This window comes from Paenibacillus sp. FSL R10-2782, from assembly GCF_038592985.1.
GTDB classification, from domain to species: domain Bacteria; phylum Bacillota; class Bacilli; order Paenibacillales; family Paenibacillaceae; genus Paenibacillus; species Paenibacillus terrae_C.
Map to the genome: position 1 here is coordinate 4,866,011 of NZ_CP151951.1, position 22,588 is coordinate 4,888,598.

Sequence of the window (22,588 nt, forward strand, 5' to 3'; positions counted from 1 at the left end):
GCTTCAACTTGTAATGGTTGTCACGTGGGCACGGAACTTCATGCGATGCTATACAATTATCGGTTATATATTTACCTCTTCAAGCCCTAGCCCAAACATTTGAAACTCCAAAATGGAGACTACTCCGAGACTTTCTGCCGATGAATATACGTATAGATTTATTATTCCAGCGCTTGGTAAACTAAGTGTCACATGCTTTAACGCAAGATTTGGATAAAAGTTCTCTATTTTCACAAAATAAAGCCCCACCAAGACAAGGGAATGAATACGCTAATTCGCATTCTACCTTCATACCTGTGTGGGGCTTACAAGACTTATATTAAATATGTCTACAGATCGGCTGTCTGGAGCGCCTGGCTGCGCTGTGTATCCCGTTCAAGAATCGGCTTCAAATACCGTCCTGTATAGGATTCTTCGACCTTCACGAGCTGCTCAGGTGTTCCAGCAGCCAAAATCGTTCCACCGCCGCTACCGCCTTCCGGTCCCAAATCAATCAGATAATCGGCTGTTTTAATCACATCCAGATTATGCTCGATGACCAGTACAGTCTCTCCCGAATCAACCAGACGATGCAGTACCGTCAGCAATCGGTCAATATCATGAACATGCAGCCCCGTAGTCGGCTCGTCCAAGATGTAAATCGTCTTACCCGTGCTGCGACGATACAGTTCGGAAGCCAGCTTCACACGCTGCGCTTCGCCCCCGGATAAGGTAGTCGCAGGCTGTCCCAGCTTGATATATCCCAGGCCTACATCCAGCAGCGTCTGAATCTTGCGATGAATCTTCGGAATATTTTCAAAAAACTCTGTCGCATCCTCTACCGTCATCTCCAGCACATCGGCAATACTTTTACTTTTGTACTTAACTTCAAGGGTTTCCCGATTATAGCGTTTGCCCTTGCATACTTCACACGGAACGTACACATCCGGCAGAAAGTGCATTTCAATCTTGATAATGCCGTCGCCCTTGCAGGCCTCGCAGCGACCACCCTTAATGTTAAAGCTAAAGCGACCTTTTTGATAGCCACGGACCTTAGCCTCATTTGTTTTTGAAAATAAATCACGAATATCATCAAATACTCCGGTATAAGTTGCAGGATTGGAACGTGGCGTGCGGCCGATCGGAGACTGATCAATCTCAACGACCTTATCGATATTTTCAAGTCCGCGAATTTCCTTATGCTTACCCGGACGCACTCTCGCCCGGTTCAGATCACGCGCCAGTGTTTTGTATAGGATTTCGTTGATCAGCGTTGACTTCCCGGAACCGGATACGCCAGTAACAGCCGTGAAAACACCTAACGGGATTTTAACATTTAAATTTTTGAGATTGTTCTCCTTAGCCCCGCGTACCTCCAGCCACTTATCCGTAGGCTTGCGCCGTTCGGTATTGACCGGAATGAACTTGCGCCCGCTCAAATATTGCCCTGTCAGGGAATTTGGGTCTTCCATAACTTCCTGCGGGGTACCCTGTGACATGATCATCCCGCCGTGGATTCCAGCTCCCGGCCCAATATCAATAATATAATCGGCTGCCATCATCGTATCTTCGTCATGCTCCACCACAATCAGCGTATTCCCGAGATTCCGCATATGCTCCAAAGCACTAATCAGGCGGTCATTATCCCGCTGGTGCAACCCGATACTTGGCTCGTCCAAAATATACAGTACACCCATCAGGCTGGAACCGATCTGTGTCGCCAACCGGATGCGTTGTGCCTCACCACCGGATAACGTGCCGGCTGCACGACTTAAGGTCAGGTACTCCAATCCAACATTAACGAGGAATCCCAAACGGCTGTTAATTTCCTTAAGAATGAGATTGGCAATGGACTGTTCCTTCTCACTCAACACCAGCGTTTTGAAAAATTGAGACGCCTCGCCGATGGACAAATCAGTTACATAGGCAATGTTACGCTCCTGAATAGTCACCGCCAGGGTTTCTTTCTTCAAACGATGTCCCTTACAGGTGTTACACGCCTTTGCGCTCATAAATCCTTCAATAAATTCACGGATACCGTCAGAAGCTGTGTCACGATAGCGACGCTCCAGATTCGGGATAATTCCCTCGAAGGTCACATAGGCTTCCTTGCGTTGTCCAAAATCATTTTCATAACGGAATCGGATCTTTTGGTCACCCGTTCCATGTAGTATGGTGTTCATTTGTTCCGTGGTCAGTTGGCTGACAGGAATGTTCTGTGGAATACTATAATGCTCGCATACAGACTGCAAAAATTGCGGATAATAGGTGGAGGTTCCTCCACTCCATGCCTGAAATGCTCCATCTTCTACACTTTTCTCCGGGTCAGGAATGAGCAGGTCGGGGTCGACCACCATTTTAACGCCCAATCCGTCACAATCCGGGCAAGCACCGAACGGACTGTTAAAAGAAAACATCCGTGGCGACAGCTCGTCTATACTGAAACCACAGATCGGGCAGGCAAAATTAGAACTGAAGCGCAGCTCTTCTTGCCCCATCATGTCCACCAGCAACTGACCTCCTGAAAGGTTCAATGCTGTCTCAATAGAGTCGGACAAGCGTGTACGCACATCCTCCTTCACTACGATCCGGTCTACAACCACTTCAATGGAATGCTTCTTGTTTTTCTCCAGCTCGATCTTTTCGGATAGCTCACGCAATTCGCCATTGACACGCACCCGTACAAAGCCTTGCTTGGCAATATCCGCAAACAGCGTTTTATGCTCCCCTTTGCGTCCCGAAACCAATGGGGCCAATATTTGCAGCCTTGTCTTTTCAGGGTATTGCAAAATGCGGTCTACCATTTGTTCAACCGTTTGTGATGTAATTTCAATGCCATGTTCAGGACAATGAGGGTGACCGATTCGGGCAAACAACAGCCGCAAATAGTCATAAATCTCTGTAACCGTACCGACAGTAGAACGCGGATTACGGCTCGTAGTCTTTTGGTCAATGGAAATCGCAGGTGACAGTCCGTCAATGGAATCCACGTCCGGCTTTTCCATTTGCCCCAGGAACTGACGCGCATACGCGGATAAAGACTCCACATAACGCCGTTGTCCTTCTGCATAGATCGTATCGAAAGCCAGTGACGATTTACCTGAGCCACTTAGCCCCGTCAGAACGACAAATTTGTCCCTGGGGATGGTCACGTCAATATTTTTGAGATTATGCGCCCGAGCGCCTTTGATGATGATGCTTTCATTCGCCAAATGTTTCATCTCCTTAGCCATAGTTCACGTCATGCTATATTGCGATGGAATACCTCATGCAAGTGATATATCGCAAAGAGAACGACCACATGGGCCGCCCTCTCTATTTTCAAAAGCAATCATACATTTCATTTTCAATGTGTTTGCGCTACTAGCCGCCCCTGAAAGCTTAATCAGCCCGCAGCTCCAGCAAAGCGTCACGCAACTCGGCGGCGCGCTCGAACTGTAGATTCTTGGCAGCATCCTTCATTTCCGCTTCCAACCGCTGAATCAGTGACTGACGCTCCTTCTTGGAAAGTTTACCCGTCTCGCCAGGAAGGTAATCATTACGTGCCTCTGCCACCTTGGTCGCTTCAATGACATCACGAATCTTTTTACGAATCGTTTGCGGGGTAATGCCGTGGTCTTCATTATATTGAATTTGAATCGCACGGCGGCGTTCGGTTTCTTTTATCGCTTTATCCATAGAATCCGTAATTTTGTCACCGTACATAATAACACGACCATCACTATTCCGCGCTGCCCGTCCAATCGTCTGGATGAGTGAACGTTCGGAACGCAGGAAACCTTCCTTGTCCGCATCCAAAATCGTCACCAGCGATACTTCTGGCAAATCCAGACCTTCCCGTAACAGGTTGATCCCAATCAATACATCAAAGGTACCCAAACGGAGGTCCCGTAAAATCGCCATCCGCTCCAGTGTCTTAATCTCGGAATGCATATACCGGACCTTGATACCCACTTCTTTTAAATAGTCGGTCAGATCCTCAGACATCTTCTTGGTAAGCGTGGTGACCAGTACCCGCTCCTCACGCTCCATACGAAGCCGTATCTCGCTAATGAGATCGTCGATCTGTCCCTTGCTTGGACGAACCTCAATGATGGGATCAAGTAGTCCTGTAGGTCGGATGATCTGTTGCACAGTCGTTTCGCATTTCTCCAGCTCATAGGGGCCTGGTGTAGCTGATACGTAGACGATCTGACTCACCTTGTCCTCGAACTCTTCAAACTTCAGCGGGCGATTATCCAGCGCAGATGGCAGACGGAAACCATGGTCCACCAGTACATTCTTACGTGCCTGGTCACCATTATACATCGCCCGAATCTGCGGCAACGTAACATGAGACTCATCAATCACGATCAGCATATCATCTGGAAAATAATCCATCAGCGTATATGGTGTCGCCCCCCGCTCGCGGAATGTCAGTGGACCTGAGTAATTCTCGACGCCGGAACAAAAACCAACCTCTTTCATCATCTCGATATCATAGCGGGTACGTTGCTCCAAACGTTGTGCCTCCAGCAGCTTCCCTTGTTCCTTCAGCTCCACTAACCGTTCTTCAAGCTCACGTTCAATGTTGACCAGTGCTACCTTCATCGTATCCTCATGAGTAACAAAGTGAGATGCAGGGAAAATGGCAATATGATCACGTTCACCGATCAATTCACCCGTAAGCACATTAATCTCGGTGATCCGTTCAATTTCATCCCCGAACAGTTCTACCCGTATAGCGTGTTCCCCATGGGAAGCCGGGAATATTTCAACAACATCCCCCCGTACACGGAAAGTACCCCGCACGAAGTTGATATCGTTCCGCTGATATTGAATATCGACCAAGCGGGACAAAATCTGATTGCGGGGTTTCTCCATACCGACTCTAAGCGAGAGCAGCAGGCTTGAATATTCTTTCGGCGAACCCAAACCATAAATGCAGGAGACACTCGCTACAATAATAACGTCACGACGCTCAAACAGAGAGCTTGTGGCCGAGTGGCGAAGCTTATCAATCTCCTCATTAATGCTGGAATCCTTCTCAATATACGTATCGGAAGACGGGATGTATGCTTCCGGTTGGTAGTAATCATAGTAGCTGACAAAATAATCGACAGAGTTATTCGGAAAAAACTCCTTAAACTCACTCGCCAGTTGGGCAGCCAAAGTCTTGTTATGTGCAATAACCAGCGTAGGCCGATTCAGCTTGGCAATCGTCTGCGCGATGGTAAACGTCTTACCCGTTCCCGTAGCACCCAACAGCGTTTGATGCTTTTTTCCTTGTGTAATCCCCTCTACCAGTTCAAGAATGGCATGAGGCTGATCGCCTTGAGGCTGGAATTCCGACTGAATTTCAAAAGTCTTGTCGCTAACAACGATATCACTCATTGCCCTGCATCACCCTTATCGTCTAAAATGAAAACATCATGTTTCTACAACAGTCGAGCTGAAACGTCTTTACCTGTAAACCTATGTCGATATTTCCCGAGCAATGATACTTGGGAAATATGGTTGGATAAGAATGTTTGTTCCCGTATTATACCTCTTTCTTACCTTGGATGCAAACGATAAGTCTTGAATAGGAGTGAATTAAATTTTGGATATCACCATCGTGTTGGGCATCATCGCCGGAATCATAGCATTAATCGGTGGCTTCTTATGGGAAGGCGGACAATTTACAGGGCTGCTTCAGGGTACATCGGCTCTGATTGTGTTTGGCGGAACGCTCGCAGCAGTTGTTATCAGCTATCCCGCCTCTAAACTAAAGAGCATACCTGCGGCCCTTCGGATGGCTTTTAGCCGTGAGGAGAATCTCTCCGAGCAATATATTGAAGATTTGGTTTCCATGGCAGCCACCTCCCGCCGATCCGGGGTCCTTGCGCTGGAGCGTATTTCGTCAGAGCATCCAAATGCATTTCTGCGCGAAGGTCTTCAACTGGTCATTGACGGAACCGAGCAGGAACAAATTAAGCAAATTCTGGAACTTGAATTAGATACCATTGAGCATAAGCACGAAGGATATGCCAAAATATTTGAATCCGCAGGCGGCTATGCCCCTACGATGGGGATTATCGGTACTGTGATGGGCCTGATCCATGTACTCGGCAGCCTGACTGAGCCAACAGCGCTTGGACCGTCTATTGCCGTCGCTTTTATCGCTACACTATACGGCGTTGCCAGCGCTAATCTGATTTTCCTGCCCATCGCATCCAAGATCAGAGCATGCAGCGAAAGTGAAATGGTCACGATGGATTTACTGCTGCAAGGCATTCTCGCCATCCAAAACGGAGAGAATCCGAAGCTTGTACGCAAAAAACTGGAGTTCTTCATCCGCTCAGAGCAAAATCTGGATCATAAGCCGCCTCGTCGCTCACGTTCCGAGGATGCTACTCCAAAGGAGGACTTCCATGAGAGCGCGCGCTAAGCGCCGTGGGCAGCAAGGAGGCGGAGACCATCGTGACCGCTGGATGATTACTTACGCCGATCTGATCACACTGCTGCTCATTTTTTTCGTAGTAATGTACGCTATGAGCAGCCTGGATGCGAAAAAATACGATGTCGTTGTTCAATCCCTACAGGATACGTTCCATAAAGGCAATTCTATTTTGGAGCAAGGTTCAGGGATTACGGGTACTGCTGACCGTTACACAAGTAAGAATCCGCCCACAGCCAAGCAACCTTCATCCGATAACAAAGCAGCGGGACCGACCAAACTGACCGAACGTGAGCAGGCATTTCGCAAGCAGGAAAAAGAACTGCAAAATCTGATGAGCGTCATTGAGCAGTATATTTCGGATAATAAGTTGCAAGATCAGATTTTCGTGTCAGATCAGCCGCGCGGTATTGTCATCACCCTGAACGACCGCTTTTTATTCGATCAGGGCAGGGCTGCACTCAAGCAAGGCTCTGCAAACACGTTATCCAAGCTGGCCAGTCTGTTCCGGGATCTAAGAACGCCGATCAGCATCGAGGGCCATACGGACAATATTCCGTTCACACGCGCTTCGAACGCTTCGACCTACAAGGACAACTGGGAGCTTTCCGGGGCGCGGGCGCTATCCGTGCTTCGATTCTTTCTAGACAGAGAAGGATTATCTCCTACAGAATTTCAATACGCAGGTTATGCCGATACCCGACCAGTTGGAGATAATACCACCGAGGCCGGACGACAAAAAAACCGCCGTGTCGAAATTACCGTACTGCGCCAGCTTCAACAGTAAATGCCAAAAACCTCCTAGTCACACTTAACGTGAACCGGGAGGTTTTTTTAGATAGATATCATCGTTCTAGATGGCTTCCGCTCTGATGTGGCGCAGAACAATAAACCGTACGAACAGCGTTGTATAGAGCGGCGTACGAGATACGAGAGAGATTATTTTGTTTAAGTCTATATCCCCACTATGTATTTGAAGCCCAAGATGAAATTAAGTAAAGCCTGGTCATGATGCTGGAAATCAATAAGATAAGGCAAATTCGTGTTGCTTCTCTTGCACTGGTGAAGTTGTGGAGATGCTTTGCTTGTGGTAGCTATATTTCCAATCGCTGTACAAATTAAGGAGCCGATCCAACTCCATAGACTTGGTCAACACCTGTCGATCCTTCAATCCCACCTCTTTCGCCAAATCATTTAATTCTTTACGCTTTTCTTCGATGCAATCCTCCAATTCTTTCAATTTCACATCAACAAACCTCCTGTTTGGTATGGTATTTACAGTTAGTTTACAAGCTGATACCTTCCCTACAGGTTAATAATATAATAAAACCCATTTCATCCCTTTAACGGAATAAATCAAAGAAGCCAACCCCTTAGGATCGGCCTGGAGAGTGTGAACTTTTTTTCATGAATCTTATGTCCATCTATGAAACTTAACCCATACCATGATTAAATAGTATGATTCTATCAGAATGCTCTGCATTAATTGGATAATATAAAGGGAATATACTAAAGAATAGAATACCTAAGGCTAGTACCATCGAATAACCTTTTTTCATAGATATTCACCTCCTTAATTATATTTTCATATCTTTTCGTTTGCTCACTAGTCGCAAACTCTCTATAGACTTCAAATAATGCAACACATTGCTTAAAGTCGCTATCATTCCGACTAATTAATGATAAAGCAAGACAGTCCAGAACAGAGTTTGTACCTTTTTCAAATCTGTTATTCTTATACTCATAAATTGCCCTTTGATATAAAAAACAACAATAGTAGTTTCTATTCTTTACGTCATCAAGATATTTAAATTGTTCAATCTCTGCTGAAAAACTTTCAAGCACAGAATCTACAGAAAATTTGTACATATTGGCTGATTCCAAGATAGTTAAAAGGCCAGATAATTTTTCTTCTGGGTGTTGATTGAGAAAAGTAATATATTCACCTAGTACCTCTCTCTTTCCTAAGAGCATATCCAGTGTATAAGAGTTTGCCTTTGCCCAAAGACTAAACATCTTTACATATTGCTCTCCCTCCGAATTAAGTCCCTTAAACCAACTTAAATCAGCGTAGTTTTGTATATAGGATTGTGCTTCCTCAAACATTTCCATTTTCTGAAGAGCTGTAGATTTAGATAGGTAGCCATATCCATAATAAAAAACAAGATTTTTCTCTGTTTTATAGTCATCTTTAACTCTTCTTTTAGCATTATTCTCATATCGATTTAAATAAACAGTTTTGGCAAGAGTCCACAACTCATCTCCGTATTTCTCTACGCTGTCCCATTTATGTAAGTAAAAATAAGTATTGATAATTTTTAAAATTCCATCTAATTGATAATTCTCTGGTAAGCGATTTCGATAAGGAATAAATCTCAGTACGGCTTCCAAGTTTCTCTCCATATCTTGGCCTACCGATGCAACAAACAATTTATAATGACTAATCGCCAAGCGTTCTGAGTGCTGGTATTTTTCATTCTCAATCACGCACTCATAAAAGGGAATCGCCTCTTGTAACTTTCCTGCTTCGTAAAGTTCTTCTGCTAAAGTAAAGATAGTTGGAATGTGGTTAAGATCCTCCATCAGCCGTGAAAGTACCTTCTCCACGCACCGCAGATTTCCCACCTCAACACAACGAATCAGAAATGGTTTAACCCTTTTCCAATGAGGTCTTCCATCATAAAAGCATTCATCCACATATAATTCATACAACCAATCTTCGGGATAATTCAGTGCCTTAGTGATTAAATCCATTTGTCTAACGGAAATAGGTTTAGGCGGATTTCCGTTAAGCATGGCACTAAATATGCCCCGATTAAGACCCGTAGCTTGTCCAAAACTATTAAAAGTGTAACCACCAAGTTTTAATTCTTTCTCAATTTCCGAACGAATCGTGGTTGCATTTTCCAATAAAAACACCCCCCGGCGTATTCAGATGATTTTAAAAAATCACCCTCCTCGACAAACAATTACAATATACTAGAAATTATATGAATAAATTGGATGATGGTCAACCCCTTTTTTACATCGTTTCAATATATATTGGAATTTAATGTGTGTTTAATAGTCTCTACAAGGACTTAATATTATACTATTTTGGTAATGCAATTACCTCCACGCTTGATCTACCTTTGTCTACACTCATACTATAGGAGTGTGGATGTCTATGGAAACAACAAAACTCATAGGAGTAAAAATCCGCCAATTTCGAAAATTGCGTGATATTACACAAGAACAGCTTGCAGAAGCATCTGATTCAACAGGTTCCTATATCGGCAAGTTGGAGCGTGGTGAGGTCAATGTACAGATCAAAACTCTGGAGAAAATAGCCGAAGCCTTGGGAACAAACGTATTCGCATTTTTTGACTTCAATCCATATGAAGAACTCCGAAGTCAGCCCTGGATATGGGAATGTGTTCATTTACTCTCCCAACAGAATGAAGCCGATCAAAATAAGGCATATCGGATATTGAAGGAACTGTTCACCTCTTCAGAAAGTGGACCTACAGCAAGTAAACCCAATGAGTCCAGCGAATAACGAAAAAAATTAATTTTTTCCCGATTGGTCATGAACATAATATTTCAAAAGGGCTATGTTACTCTACCTTAGTAGGTTACATAGCCCTTTTATGTTCTAAGAAGTCATTTGGTTGATGTTATTTTCCACTGCTTTTATCACTTTTTCATATTCTGTCCGTTGTTCTTCGGTCGAATGATCCTTATATTTCTCAAACAACAACGTAATGGACTTGATATAGTAAGCCTTATCGTTTAACTGTGAGGATGCTTTGAGACTATTCAACATACTGCCTATTGCCTCAAAGTAGCTTCCTTTATTAAAATAGTAGCGACTAAGCTCAAGAAAAAAACGGGAATAGGTCACCAGATTGTAATTTGTATGATAGTAAGAAATATTTGTACGCAAGTCCCTAAACTCATTAATGTTTTCTGCAAAAAGGAGCAGAATATCGTCTATAGAGTGATTGTATTTATTGGCCGATTCCATAATGGTTAGTAGCCCCTGAAGTATCTCTGCAGGATTACTTTTAAGAAGATCGACATAGGCAGGCAAACTAACCATATTTCCCATTAGAATTTCTAAATTTAAGCGGTTTGCTTCTGCCCACATTTCAAATTTCCTCGCCTCTAAAATTCCCATTTCATCCAGTCCTTCAAAACCAGTCAAATCTGCATAGTAAGGTATGAATTCCATTGCTTCTTCATATAGTCCTTGCTTTTCGCGGGCATTCCCCTGCATTAAATAAGCTTGACCAAAATATACGATTAGATGTCTTTCTGTATTTAGAGGTTTAACTTCACGATTTTTTAATCTAACTTGAATCTGCTGCTGATAAACATTTGTGGCAATTACCTCAAGTTCTTTCGCATATTGCATAGTTGTCTCACAGTCATAAGCTTGAAAGTATACGTTTACCAGCTTTAACAGAGCGTCCAATTGATGATTTTCAGGCAAATTCTTACGAAAAGGAGCAAACTTTATAGCCAGTTGGCGATTATTCTCCAGATCTTTATTTAAAGAGTAAGAAAATAGTCTATACTGGCTGATCGCTAGCCGCTCCGAGTGATAGTATCTTTCGTTCTCTATTACACACTCGTAAAAAGGAACTGAATCCTTTTCCTTTTCCTTTCCTTCTGCGTGTAGCTCTTCTGCAAGCGAAAATATGGTCGGCACATAGGACAAGTCCTCTGTTAGCCTCGACAATACCTTTTGAATAAAGTCCTGTCTTCCTAACTCCACACAACGCAACAGAAACGGCTTGATCCGTTTCCAGTGCCCTTTTCCTTCGTAAAAGCATTCATCTATGTACAACTCATACAGCCAGCCTTCGGGATACCCTAACGCCTTGGTAATCAGGTCCATCTGCCGAACGGAGATCGGCTTGGGTGGGTTGCTGTTCAGCATGGCGCTGAATGTGCCGCGGTTAATACCGGAGATTTTACTAAAACCGCTAAAGCTATAGCCCCTTTGCTTCAATTCTGTCTCTATTTTTGAGCGGATCGTAGGTGTATGTTCCATGTTCATCCCCCCTGTGTGGTCAGATACAAGATAAATATTAGTTTAGGGAACCATTTGCTTCATACCATAACGCACTTCTTCAAGTACTTTTTCATATTCTGCAAGTTGTTCATGCGTAATATGGCCTGTTAGTTTTTCGAATAACAAGGTTACTCCCTTAATGAATGTACTCTTCGTATTTAATTGAGAAGATACTCTGAGGCTTTTGATTATATTATCAATGGCTTCTGAATATCTGCCTGTATTGAAATAGTAACGCGCAAGTTCCAAATACAAGCGAGAATAATTCCATAAAAGAGTGCTTATTTGATAGTGTGAAGATTTTGAAACGAATTTCTTATAGTCGCCAATTTCCTCAGAGAAAACATCTAGAATACTTTCTAAAGAGAAATTGTACTTATTTGCCGACTCTATAATAGTGATTAATCCATGAGAAATTTCTTGGGGATTGTGCTCTAAAAGCTCGACATAAGATGCTAAACTGCTGACCTCTCCAATTAAAACTTTTAAATTAAGAAGATTAGCCTTTGCCCATAATTGGAGTCTTTTCACCCCTTGCAGCCCATTTTCATCCAGACCCTCAAACCATGTTAAATCTTCATAATAGGGAATGAATTTTAAAGCCTCTTCATACAATCCTTGATTCTCCAACGCATTTCCGTGCAATAAATACCCTAAACCATAGTATACGACTAGAGGCTTTTCAGTATCGAAGCTATCTAGTTGCCTGTTTTTTGAACGGTTATAAGCCTGTTGATGATAGACACTTATAGCCAGTGTACGGAGTTCTGTCGCATACTTTATTGCAGCCTCCCAATTACTTGCGTTGAAATAAACATTAGTTAACTTTAATAATCCATCCAACTGATAATTCTCTGGCAAACTTTTGCGGAACGAATTAAAAATAATAGCAGCCTGTAAGCTGCTTTCTAAATCTTCGGTAAGCGAGTAACAAAACAATCTGTATTGACTGATCGCTAGCCGCTCCGAGTGATAATATCTTTCGTTCTCTACTACACACTCGTAAAAAGGAAATGAATCCTTTTCCTTACCTGCTTTATGCAGTTCTTCTGCAAGCTCAAATATGGTCGGCACATAGGACAAGTCCTCTGTTAGCCTCGACAATACCTTTTGGATGAAGTCCCTTTTTCCTAACTCTACACAACGCAACAGAAACGGCTTAATCCGTTTCCAGTGTCCTTTTCCTTCGTAAAAGCATTCATCTATGTACAACTCATACAGCCATCCCTCGGGATATCCCAATGCCTTGGTAATCAGGTCCATCTGCCGAACGGAGATCGGCTTGGGCGGGTTGCTGTTCAGCATAGCGCTGAATGTGCCGCGGTTAATTCCAGATATTTTACTGAAGCTGCTAAAGCTATAGCCCCTTTGCTTCAATTCTGTCTCTATCTTTGAGCGGATCGTAGGTGTATGTTCCATGTCAATCCCCCTCATTGAAAATAATGTTTCTTTTTTATGTAAAATACATCCTATAATCATTTTTAAAATAATACAATAGTGTGAAAAAAGAGAAATAAATGGTTTATATACTCATTCTAATTTATGATGCCTTAGAAAGAAGTCTTTTTTAAACCAATCCCATGATAATTGAAAAGTGAATGAAGTACATAACGTTTAAATCCTTCATCCAGTATGGATTGAACCTGAAAGTTGGGCGCACGATTCTGATCCTTTTCAAGAATATTAAGAGCTACTCGCAGTTCATCTGATCACTCCGCTTCTACGACCTATTCTTCTCTTTCCCATATGTAATTGACTAGGGACTCTTTAGGTTCACCCAAGCGTAGTAGCAGCTCCTTCTGGACCAGCTTGCCGTGTTCCAATAGCCATATATAACCTAACCACTTTTATTTGAACTCAGCACCCATACCGCTTCTTTAACGCTATACAACTCATATACCTGTATAAGCTCTTTAATGGATAAATCCTTTACTCTTCTCTCTCTTTGGTCTTAGCTCGGTTCCCTGAAAAACAGAATAAAACGCTCCTGGGGAAATTGAGCTTCCGCAGGAGCGCGTATGGAGCTAATTACTTTTTCTTCTGAGATACTTGGATGCTGCTGCTGCGACAATCACAAATACCAATATGGCAAAATAAGGATATGAATCGGAGCTGCCAGCATTGCTAAAAGCTTTGATAAGCGCATACAATGCCACCAATCCAATGAGACCAACAACGAATTGGGCACTTCTTCGTGCTGGCTGCTTTGAACGCTTAAATATGAACAGGACAGCAGCAACGCCCAAAAGAGCATAAACCATCAGAAAAGCAGTGACATAAAAAATTGGGTTCATAATTACCTGCCCCTTCTTTTACAGTATATACAATATTATAGTAAAAGTAAGGTGTTTAGTGCAAATCTTAGTTGGAATTAACCGTGTAATAAGGAGCTGGCAACCAGTGTAGATTGAGCGTAGTACCGCGTGAACCGTTATAGTTGTCCAAGCTTGAAGCAACCAAGTCTGTTCCTAAAGATACTAATGCAGCTGCGGCACTGGCAGCCCAAGGTATAGGATTAGGACCCATAATACCACCTATTGCAGCAGCCAAACCTGAAACAGTCAAATATCCTTTAGATTGTTGCTTTAATGAATAGGAGAGTTGTTTGGTTTCGCTTTGTGACATCGTTATTGCTACTCCCCACCAATACGAGTTCGAGGAAGCATTAGGTGTGATTACGTTTTGCGGTTGAATAGGTGCTTGTCCAGACGGGACAATCGTTTGGTTTTCAACGTCTAATTTGGTTTGTCCACTTTTGAGAGATTCGTTGATGATCTGAACACCACTAGCAATATATTCGTAAGCCTCTTTAGAGACAACATCCTTACCAGCTTCGTCAATGTAGAGCAGACCGTCCGCGCCCGGTTTAATATATTTCTCCAAACCCTGGGCTGCTTCCAGATTCTTTTGCAATGTTGCTGTATCGAGATGCTGTAAAGTTACAATAGGAGATTGGCTTTGTTCTTGAAAAGAGTCATTTACACTTGAACTTGCAAAAATTGCACTCGGCGCGACAACAGCTCCTAACAAACTAAAAGATAAAGCGGTAGCAACCAGTCTATTCTTCTTCATAGATAATTCCTCCGATTCAAGATATTTTTTCAAACTCAGTAAAACCCATCCCCCAAACGACTACACTACAACCTGAACATCCACACATTTAAGTCATTAATTTATAGTAAATATTACGAATTTTTTTATATGCGAAAACAAGGATGAATTATTCAAAATTATTTTAGTTCAAAGGGCAGAGTATCCCCCACAAAGTGTTTAAAGCATGGCCATTCTATAGAACATAATGGTTCTTTTTTACTTATTTCCACTTATCTTGCTTCTTATTTAGTATTTATTTTTGTTGAAAGGAAATCACTCTCAAAAAATGTAGTAGTTTTTTATATCTCCTCCCTTCCTAATGGGGCCGCTATATTAGCACAAACAAGATCTTGCGTGGTGGTTTTTTCCGCCCTAGATTTGGAAATCCCCTTGGTTGTTCTTGCTTCATGTGTCAAAAAATACGAACTCCTTTCAAACAAGTGGTTTTAGCTCCTTTGTTAAAATGCGAGTTCCTTTTAGCAAGTTCCTTCATCCACTGAGCCAACTGCTTTAAATCATACATGATTATTCATCTTAAAACCTATCCTCCTTCCCACCAGCTCTAAAGAAATTGTAATTCTTGATGTGTTACAAGAACGATGAAAATAAACATATCATTTCTTTTTTTACAAAATAATCAATAAAAGACCAATCCCTTATGATTGGCCTAATCTGATTGCATATGATTTTGAAGACTCTCCATAGAAACTGGTGGCTTAAACCAATTTCTTTGCTTGGATAATGAAAGATAATTAAGGGTGTCCTTTTGCCCTTTTAGGATGCTCTACATCTGCTTCACCTTCTATATCAAGCCCTTTAAACCAGCCTAAATCTGCATAGCCCTCAAGCTCTGCCTTTGCCTCCTTAATATATCCTTTCTTTTGTAAAGCTGTTGAGACAGAAAGGAATCCATAACCGTAGTAAAATACCAAGTGCCTTTCTGCACGTGAGCAATGATCTGCTCTTCTTTTTTCCTTCCTTATTTGTCTATCCATATAGATTTGTGCAAGTAAAAATATATATTTGTGATCTTGTGAATCGCCTCCAACTGATAATGCTCAGGAAGCAAATTACGATATGATGTAAATTCCAATACAAACTCAAGACTCTTTTCCAAGTCATACATTGTATAAGCTTTAAACCTTTTATATTGACTTATAGCCAGCCGCTCCGAATGACGATATTTTTCATTTTCGATTACACATTCATAAAAAGGAACTGATTCCTTTTCCTTTCCTTCTGCGTGTAATTCTTCTGCAAGCTCAAATATGGTCGGCACATAGGACAAATCCTCTGTCAGCCTCAATAAAACCTTTTGAATGAAGTCCTGTCTTCCTAATTCCACACAACGCAACAGAAACGGCTTAATCCGTTTCCAGTGCCCTTTTCCTTCGTAGAAGCATTCATCTATGTACAACTCATACAGCCAGCCTTCCGGATACCCCAACGCCTTGGTAATCAGGTCCATCTGCCGAACGGAGATCGGCTTGGGTGGGTTGCTGTTCAGCATGGCGCTGAATGTGCCACGGTTAATACCGGAGATTTTACTAAAACTGCTAAAACTATAGCCCCTTTGCCCCGGAATCCTTTGACCGTCGAAGCGACCATGTACGTCTCAATATGTGCCATAATCGGTTTGGAAAAGTAGAGGGGTAGGCGAATCCGGGACAACTAGTTGCGAATGGCGGCATGTTCGGGTGCGATATCGGTATGAAACATAGTCGTTTCTCCTTTGGTTTGAGTTGGTGTGGTAACTACCTTTTACCACAAGGAGATACCCTTGTCTCTATTCTTTTTGTTTTTAAAGTCTACTGGAAGCTAATTTGCTCATTTATAGTTGATAACTCAATTGAGATGGCATGGATGGTTTCAGTGATAATTTACCGCTTGTATTTTCCTTTTCATTATCAGAATTCTCACTAAAATGCATAAGTTCGGTTCTATTTGGAAACAGCCCGGTTCTGAAAATTCTCCATAGGTCAGCCCAGATGTCTTATTTCCAGTAGACAGATTCTCGGCAGATTTCTGAGATATCATGTCGATAAAAAGTAAGCTGTTCACCCTGCTGTTTTTTGTCTGCAGCTTGGTGTAGACGTATTTCCAACGCCTGTTGATATAAAATCCCGGGACTATTTCTGTTTGGATGCCTGAGTTGGCAAAGGCCCATCAAGTATAGATATCTTGTCGAAACATACCGTTCAAGTGCATTTGGCGGTATTGGTCCATTCCAAATAAATCTAAAAATACGGTTTTTACTTCAGGAGGAAGAGCATCTGCTATTACCCAGGTTGTAAGAGAAGAATGCGATTGACCGAACAGACCAATGCGTGCAATGGCTGGGGCGCTCTAACTCTGCCATGCAGGAATTCTTGCGATTATGCTAAGATGAGTGTAACTCATGGTGGATTCTTCTTTGAAGGCTTCCATTATACTAAATGATGTTTTTTCTTTAGAATAGTTCGCATCACAAGCGCCGTTTTTACAACACCGACACCTAACAATAAAATAAGAATAAAGTAAATGACATGTCCCAGACCAGGTAAGAACAGTTTAATAACAGACCAAGGAACCAGCAATTTGGGGAGTGTCATTAATAACAGAGATGGAATCAGCACATGGAAGAAAAGGATACTTACAATGTGAAGCAAACGCCCTGAAGTCGTTCGGGAACGGGTTTTCCAATTAAACAAACCGAATACAGACTGAGCAAGAATGGCGAGAATTGTAATAAGGACCCAATTCACAAGTAAAAAAATAGTTCTCTCTAAGTCTGACATCCCAATTTGAGGTATTTCTCCTCCATTCAATATAGCGTTGATACCAGTCATGATCTTGTCATACGATTGTAAGTCCAAATAATCCAGTGAATTGACAAGCAGGATGACTCCATAGTTTTCATTAATTGTCATTTTTGAATACGTATTTTCGGTAGCGCCATTATGAGAAATACCCTCCTTATCCACAACCCAGCCCATAGCATAATAGCTTCCTCCCCCCATATAAGCAATGGGTTTTTGTAAAGTTCTAATGCCTTTTACCGACAAAACAGGGGAGGGCCCATTCTGCCCTTCATTCATCTGTGCCGTCAAATAATGTGCCATATCTTCGGCACTAGAGATTAAATACCCTGAAGCTACAGTACCTTCATGATTAAGCTGCTTTGTCGGGAGCATAAAGCCAAATACAGGCTGATACCCGGTTGCCAGTCCGTCTTTTCGGGCTTCGTCAGGCGAAGTATAGCTATGTTTCATATGGAGCGGCTTGAAAATATGTTGTTGTACATATTCCGTATACGATTGACCGGAAGCAGCCTGGATGACACCGCTCAAAATGTTGTAGTTCAAATTCGAGTATTGAAATACAGAACCCACCGGCGCAGTCAACTGGACATGCTTTAGACTCCGGATATGCTGTTCGATGGATTCATCGCCCGTTGTTAATGTACTCTCCCCTGCATAAGTAGACAATCCACTGGTTTGATTTAGCAGTTCCCGGATTGTAATCCTTCTGGAAGCTTCTAGATCAGCTACACGAAACCATGGCAAATAATATTGAACCGGATCATCAAGTCGAATTTTACCCTTTTCTACTAGCTGTATTACAGCCATGGCTGTAATAGATTTGCTCGTTGAACCGAGGACGAAAGGTGTCTGCGGCGTCACCGGAGAGCTATCCGGCCCCGATATCCCATATCCTTCCATATAAACAATTCGACCCTCTTTGACGATTGCAAGTGAAGCCCCTGGAATATTTAATTCATTCATCGCCGAATTCACAAATTGGTCGATATGAGCGGTATCCACACTCTCCTCTGCAGGTTGAGCATGTACCGAAAGCGGAATAAGCAAGCAGACAATCGTAAATGGAATTATAATTACAGCTTTCCACAAGTGTAAAAACACCAAAGTTTTCATGGTAACGTCCTTACTGTTTAATTTTATGATCATGCTACTGCAATACAGCTCCTTTCATCATACTTTTCATGTAATCGTGGCAGGTAAGCAGAAAATAAATGGTTTGCATGATAAGATATACACCAATAACAACAAAGGAATAACTCCAATTGGAGTATGTCAAAATGTTTTCTAAAGCTTTCATAGCGAACAGAGCATGGAGAATGCCCACAATACAAGGGACAAAAAAGATAATCGCTAATTGTGTCACCACGATTTTACGAATTTCCTGCTCTGTCATTCCGATACGCAACAATGCTCTGAATTGAGCCTGATCTTCCTGAAGTTCTGTGAAAAGCTTGAAATAAATCATACTTCCTGAGGCGATAAAAAACAGTAGACTGATAAACATACCGATAAACATAGTCAGTGAAGCGATTTCCTTTAAATATTCATATTGAACGGATTTGACCAGAATGTAGAAAGCACCGGAAGCCGTTAAAATGACTGCACTGAGAATTGACACCATAAACAGCATCCGTGCATTGTCTTTGATCTTGTAACCAAGCTGTGCAACAATGACCATATTCGTTCGATGATAATAAATCTGATGGCGTTTTCGAATAAAGCTAAGCAGCAAAACACTAAACTGGGAAAAAAATAAATACGTTCCTAATGTGACAGGAATCAATATTAGCAGTGTCATCAAGATGAATGCTTGAGCGTCCAATAAATAAAAATTGGATCCGTTGAACGTCATAGCGATACCATATCCAGTTGCCAGGCAAACAATTGAGAGCGCCACCAGCCACGGAGAATAGATCAGTTCGCCCGTAGAGCGGCGTGAGGCTTTGAATAAATCAACAATCTCAGTTCTTCCTATTCTGAACACTGTGCTCAAAGATGTTATAGTGAATAATATTAGAAATCCCCCAACTGTGAACCACACCGCCTCCAAAGGTACAGCGAACTTAATTGGCTCCTTCATATCGAGCAACGCAGCGAGAGCCATAAAAAATAGTTTGCTGAACAGCATACCAAGTACGATTCCGCACCCGATGGCCAAAACGGAAATCATCATATTTTCATAAATGACCAGTTTGCGAAGTTGCATACGTGTCATTCCGAACAGCGAATAAAGACCAAACTCCTGCTTTCTTGTTTTCAGATAGGCTGAGTTGGCATACAACACAAACAGGAAGGAAAAACCAACGATAATATACTCACAAAAAATCATGCCCTGCCTTACCTTATCTGCTGCAATAATATGACCGTTGACGACGTCTGGATGAGCAAGAAATGAAGCGTAAATGTAAAAAATCATAACAGAAAATACACTGCTCATAAAAAATGCACTGTAAGAGCGCCAGTTTCCCCGAATGCCACTAAATGCGAGCGAACGGAACGTCATCAAAATTCCCTCCCAAGACGCTGAGCGCATCCAAAATTTGTTGAAAGAAAGCCTGACGGTTCGCACCGCGGCGTATTTCGGAAAACAGCCTTCCGTCTTTAATAAAGACAATTCGCTGGCAATAGCTTGCGGAAAAAGGATCATGTGTAACCATAAGTACTGTAGCGTGCAATCGCTCGTTCATATCTTTGAGAGCATCCATGACGTCTTTGGCTGCTTTAGAATCCAGATTACCTGTCAATTCATCAGCCAGCACCAGTGAGGGCTCATGAATGAAGGCCCTTGCAATGGCTGCTCTTTGCTTTTGACCACCAGACACTTCATGTGTACGTTTGGACAAAATACTGTCGATTTGCAGCCATTCTGCGAGTGGTTTGAGACGTTGTTCAATAAGTTGCGTAGAAGTGCCGTCCAGCACCAAGGGCAAAATAATATTTTCCTTTAAAGACAAAGTATCCAAAAGGTTAAAATCCTGAAAGACAAAACCGAGCTTGCGGCGACGGAATAAAGCCAATTTCCGGTCACTCAGTCGATTCGGATTAATACCTCCAATTTCAATTTGTCCTGACGTAGGACTGTCTATCGTAGCTAGTAGATTGAGCAGAGTTGTCTTTCCGCTGCCTGAGGGTCCCATAACGCCAACGAATTCCCCGGATTCAATATGCAAATTAATATCTTCCAGTGCTTTATAAGCTATATTTCCTTTAGAACTATAAGTTTTCCCAAGCCCTTCAGCACGTAGTACACTCATTCAGTTATCCTCCCGCTTTAAAAAATATTAAATGTTCTTTGTAGCTTTAGTATAGCTGTACACTCACGTGTGGCCCCATCGATTTCTCTTACAATTTGCATAAAGCTACCTTACATTATTGTCACTTTGCTCAGTAATCTAATTGTGAATCATATGAATTCCACTGTTCTCAAAAGTGATCGTGAACGTTGTCCCTTTGCCTAAGACAGACGTAACTGACAAACCATGTCCAAGCCGGGTACATACCTCTTTAGCCAAATACAAGCCCATGCCCGTTGACTCACCCGCCATCCGTCCGTTCTCGCCGGTGAAAAAAGCGTCAAAAATTCTGGGAAGATCGTAGTCTGCTATACCAATCCCTTCATCTGTGACCTTAAGGATTCCCCCCCCCATTCTATTATCTTTAAGCCAAAACTTGAGCGTCTTGTTCCCTGATTTACTTTTACTGTACTTAATCGCGTTGCTGACAAACTGGTTTAGCACGAAAGTCATCCACTTCTCATCCGTCTCAATCCACATTTCACCATCAATACTGGGAAAAATGGAGTACCTTATACAAAGACGCTTGTGTGCGTTTATCACCGAGCGGATTAAGTCGTGGAGAGCCGTGGTACGAAGATGCAAATCGATTTCAAACTTGTTCAAGCGGGCTGTATACAGCATCATTTCCAGTCCGCTGGTCATACGCTCGGTTTCCTCTTGGACACTCAGCGATAGCTGCTTCATATCCACTGGTTTCGAGTATTTATGCCCTATCATCTCTTGAGCTAGCAAGTCTATTACGGATAATGGTGTTTTCATCTGATGCACCCATTGCATGACAAAATGATTTTGCATCTCTTGCTGACGACGGTAATTGTGAAGCTCGTTCATATAAGCGTTGTATTGTTGTTCCAGCAGGAATGTAATCATCCGTTGTTCACTGGTAATTGAGGATTGAACGATGATTGTCGCCTGCAATTCATCGGAGCGTTCAAGAGCACCCCGCAGCTGCGCATAGTAACGACGTTGGCGTAAGTAATCAAATATTAAGCAGCTGATCAGCAAAAATGAAGATAAAATAATAAAATAAGGAATTGAACCCATGTCATCACGCCCAGGCTGATGTGCCTTTTCCAGTAGCATAAAGCCTACTCCCAATGCCGTAACAATCAAATACAGACCGATATATATGAAACGGTCCCGAATAAAATTAATTTTAGGCCCTTTCCTCATAATTCCTCCCGCATTTCAGCAGCTACATCCAGCTTGTACCCTTGTCCGCGAACCGTTTCAATGGCTTTGGGCAGGCCCAACTCCTCTAGCTTTTTCCGTAAGCGTGTCACATTTACCGTCAAAGTGTTGTCGTCGACAAACTGTACATCATCCCATAACGCTTCAAGCAATTGCTCACGGGTAACAACCTGACCCGAATGTTGGAGAAAACATTCCGAAAGCAATTGTTCATTTTTGGTCAGTTGCATCCGTCTCTCTCCCCATACCAGCTCATTACGGCTGCTGTAAAGCTGAAGACCGTTCACATTCCAGTCAGGTTGCGGTGCCCCTTGCTGTGCAAGATGTACTTGTCCGCCAATCGCATATTCCCCATAGACCCGCCGAAATACACTTTTCACCTTTGCCATCAACAGGTCCAGGTGGATTGGCTTAGTAATATAATCGTCACCACCATGTTCGATGGCCATAACCTGATCCATTTCTCCAGCTCTCGCCGATATGAATATAATAGGAATACTGGAACGGGAACGAATTTGACGACACCAGTAATAACCATCGTAATAGGGCAAGTTAATATCCAACAATACAAGATGTGGAGCAAAAGCCTCCAACTCCGACAAGAGCTCCTGGAAATGCTCTGCACAAACAGACTCAAATCCATACTTCTCCATATTCTTTTGTAAAATACGACTGATTTTGTCGTCATCCTCTACGATAAAAATTCGGTACAAAGCTTTTCCTCCTTTTCAATGCTTTCTCTTTCGTACAA

At 42.5% G+C, this 22,588-nt stretch carries 16 protein-coding genes and 1 pseudogene; 3 read left to right on the top strand and 14 right to left on the bottom strand.

What is annotated here, in order from left to right; all coding sequences use genetic code 11:
• Positions 1-329: 329 nt before the first annotated feature.
• Complete coding sequence (uvrA, locus tag NST83_RS22430; RefSeq protein WP_342415710.1) at positions 330-3,191, bottom strand: excinuclease ABC subunit UvrA; 2,862 nt, start codon at positions 3,189-3,191, stop codon at positions 330-332.
• 169 nt (positions 3,192-3,360) lie between these two features.
• Positions 3,361-5,352, bottom strand: a complete 1,992-nt coding sequence (uvrB, locus tag NST83_RS22435; RefSeq protein WP_137060472.1) for an excinuclease ABC subunit UvrB — start codon at positions 5,350-5,352, stop codon at positions 3,361-3,363.
• A 208-nt stretch (positions 5,353-5,560) separates the two neighbouring features.
• Here uvrB and NST83_RS22440 point away from each other — a divergent pair, with 208 nt between their 5' ends.
• Entirely contained in the window at positions 5,561-6,388 is an 828-nt protein-coding gene (locus tag NST83_RS22440) for a flagellar motor protein (RefSeq protein WP_342415711.1), read from the top strand.
• Positions 6,372-7,184: a flagellar motor protein MotB gene (locus tag NST83_RS22445; RefSeq protein WP_137060474.1), complete on the top strand. Its 813-nt coding sequence runs from the start codon at positions 6,372-6,374 to the stop codon at positions 7,182-7,184. Before NST83_RS22440 ends, NST83_RS22445 begins: the two co-directional genes overlap by 17 nt.
• Before the next feature lie 234 nt (positions 7,185-7,418).
• Here NST83_RS22445 and NST83_RS22450 read toward each other — a convergent pair whose 3' ends face one another.
• Positions 7,419-7,643: an aspartyl-phosphate phosphatase Spo0E family protein gene (locus tag NST83_RS22450; protein WP_137060475.1), complete on the bottom strand. Its 225-nt coding sequence runs from the start codon at positions 7,641-7,643 to the stop codon at positions 7,419-7,421.
• 263 nt (positions 7,644-7,906) lie between these two features.
• Complete coding sequence (locus NST83_RS22455) at positions 7,907-9,307, bottom strand: DNA-binding protein (protein ID WP_342415712.1); 1,401 nt, start codon at positions 9,305-9,307, stop codon at positions 7,907-7,909.
• A 256-nt stretch (positions 9,308-9,563) separates the two neighbouring features.
• Between NST83_RS22455 and NST83_RS22460 the strand changes: the two genes are divergently transcribed.
• The gene (locus NST83_RS22460) at positions 9,564-9,935 is read left to right on the top strand and encodes a helix-turn-helix transcriptional regulator (protein WP_342415713.1); all 372 of its coding nucleotides are present in this window, start codon (positions 9,564-9,566) and stop codon (positions 9,933-9,935) included.
• Between the two features lie 96 nt (positions 9,936-10,031).
• Here the strand turns inward: NST83_RS22460 and NST83_RS22465 are convergent, their stop codons facing one another.
• From NST83_RS22465 to NST83_RS22510, 10 genes and pseudogenes are all read right to left on the bottom strand, one after another.
• A complete protein-coding gene (locus NST83_RS22465; RefSeq protein ID WP_342415714.1) occupies positions 10,032-11,435 on the bottom strand; it encodes a DNA-binding protein in 1,404 nt (467 codons plus the stop codon).
• A 42-nt stretch (positions 11,436-11,477) separates the two neighbouring features.
• Positions 11,478-12,875, bottom strand: coding sequence for a helix-turn-helix transcriptional regulator (locus tag NST83_RS22470; protein WP_342415715.1), 1,398 nt, complete (start codon positions 12,873-12,875; stop codon positions 11,478-11,480).
• A gap of 605 nt (positions 12,876-13,480) precedes the next feature.
• Positions 13,481-13,750: a hypothetical protein gene (locus NST83_RS22475; RefSeq protein WP_342415716.1), complete on the bottom strand. Its 270-nt coding sequence runs from the start codon at positions 13,748-13,750 to the stop codon at positions 13,481-13,483.
• 67 nt (positions 13,751-13,817) lie between these two features.
• Positions 13,818-14,528 (bottom strand): hypothetical protein, encoded by a 711-nt coding sequence (locus tag NST83_RS22480; RefSeq protein WP_137060480.1) that lies wholly within the window; start codon positions 14,526-14,528, stop codon positions 13,818-13,820.
• Positions 14,529-15,355: 827 nt separating this feature from the next.
• Positions 15,356-16,134, bottom strand: a pseudogene (locus tag NST83_RS22485) (DNA-binding protein); the annotation flags it as partial.
• A gap of 841 nt (positions 16,135-16,975) precedes the next feature.
• The gene (locus NST83_RS22490; RefSeq protein WP_342415717.1) at positions 16,976-18,463 is read right to left on the bottom strand and encodes a serine hydrolase domain-containing protein; all 1,488 of its coding nucleotides are present in this window, start codon (positions 18,461-18,463) and stop codon (positions 16,976-16,978) included.
• A 34-nt stretch (positions 18,464-18,497) separates the two neighbouring features.
• Entirely contained in the window at positions 18,498-19,853 is a 1,356-nt protein-coding gene (locus NST83_RS22495) for an FtsX-like permease family protein (protein WP_137060488.1), read from the bottom strand.
• The gene (locus NST83_RS22500) at positions 19,828-20,604 is read right to left on the bottom strand and encodes an ABC transporter ATP-binding protein (protein ID WP_137060489.1); all 777 of its coding nucleotides are present in this window, start codon (positions 20,602-20,604) and stop codon (positions 19,828-19,830) included. Before NST83_RS22500 ends, NST83_RS22495 begins: the two co-directional genes overlap by 26 nt.
• A 138-nt stretch (positions 20,605-20,742) precedes the next feature.
• Positions 20,743-21,819, bottom strand: a complete 1,077-nt coding sequence (locus NST83_RS22505; RefSeq protein WP_342415718.1) for a sensor histidine kinase — start codon at positions 21,817-21,819, stop codon at positions 20,743-20,745.
• The gene (locus tag NST83_RS22510) at positions 21,816-22,550 is read right to left on the bottom strand and encodes a response regulator transcription factor (protein ID WP_342415719.1); all 735 of its coding nucleotides are present in this window, start codon (positions 22,548-22,550) and stop codon (positions 21,816-21,818) included. The genes NST83_RS22505 and NST83_RS22510 overlap by 4 nt, the downstream gene beginning before the upstream one ends.
• Positions 22,551-22,588: the final 38 nt, after the last annotated feature.

Bases quoted from the DNA above. Each gene is read 5' to 3' on its own strand.
- NST83_RS22480 (WP_137060480.1), bottom strand. From the start codon at position 14,528: ATGAAGAAGAATAGACTGGTTGCTACCGCTTTATCTTTTAGTTTGTTA.
- NST83_RS22445 (WP_137060474.1), top strand. From the start codon at position 6,372: ATGAGAGCGCGCGCTAAGCGCCGTGGGCAGCAAGGAGGCGGAGACCAT.
- NST83_RS22500 (WP_137060489.1), bottom strand. From the start codon at position 20,604: ATGAGTGTACTACGTGCTGAAGGGCTTGGGAAAACTTATAGTTCTAAA.
- NST83_RS22490 (WP_342415717.1), bottom strand. From the start codon at position 18,463: ATGAAAACTTTGGTGTTTTTACACTTGTGGAAAGCTGTAATTATAATT.
- uvrB (WP_137060472.1), bottom strand. From the start codon at position 5,352: ATGAGTGATATCGTTGTTAGCGACAAGACTTTTGAAATTCAGTCGGAA.
- NST83_RS22465 (WP_342415714.1), bottom strand. From the start codon at position 11,435: ATGGAACATACACCTACGATCCGCTCAAAAATAGAGACAGAATTGAAG.
- NST83_RS22470 (WP_342415715.1), bottom strand. From the start codon at position 12,875: ATGGAACATACACCTACGATCCGCTCAAAGATAGAGACAGAATTGAAG.
- NST83_RS22495 (WP_137060488.1), bottom strand. From the start codon at position 19,853: ATGACGTTCCGTTCGCTCGCATTTAGTGGCATTCGGGGAAACTGGCGC.
- NST83_RS22460 (WP_342415713.1), top strand. From the start codon at position 9,564: ATGGAAACAACAAAACTCATAGGAGTAAAAATCCGCCAATTTCGAAAA.
- NST83_RS22505 (WP_342415718.1), bottom strand. From the start codon at position 21,819: ATGAGGAAAGGGCCTAAAATTAATTTTATTCGGGACCGTTTCATATAT.
- NST83_RS22475 (WP_342415716.1), bottom strand. From the start codon at position 13,750: ATGAACCCAATTTTTTATGTCACTGCTTTTCTGATGGTTTATGCTCTT.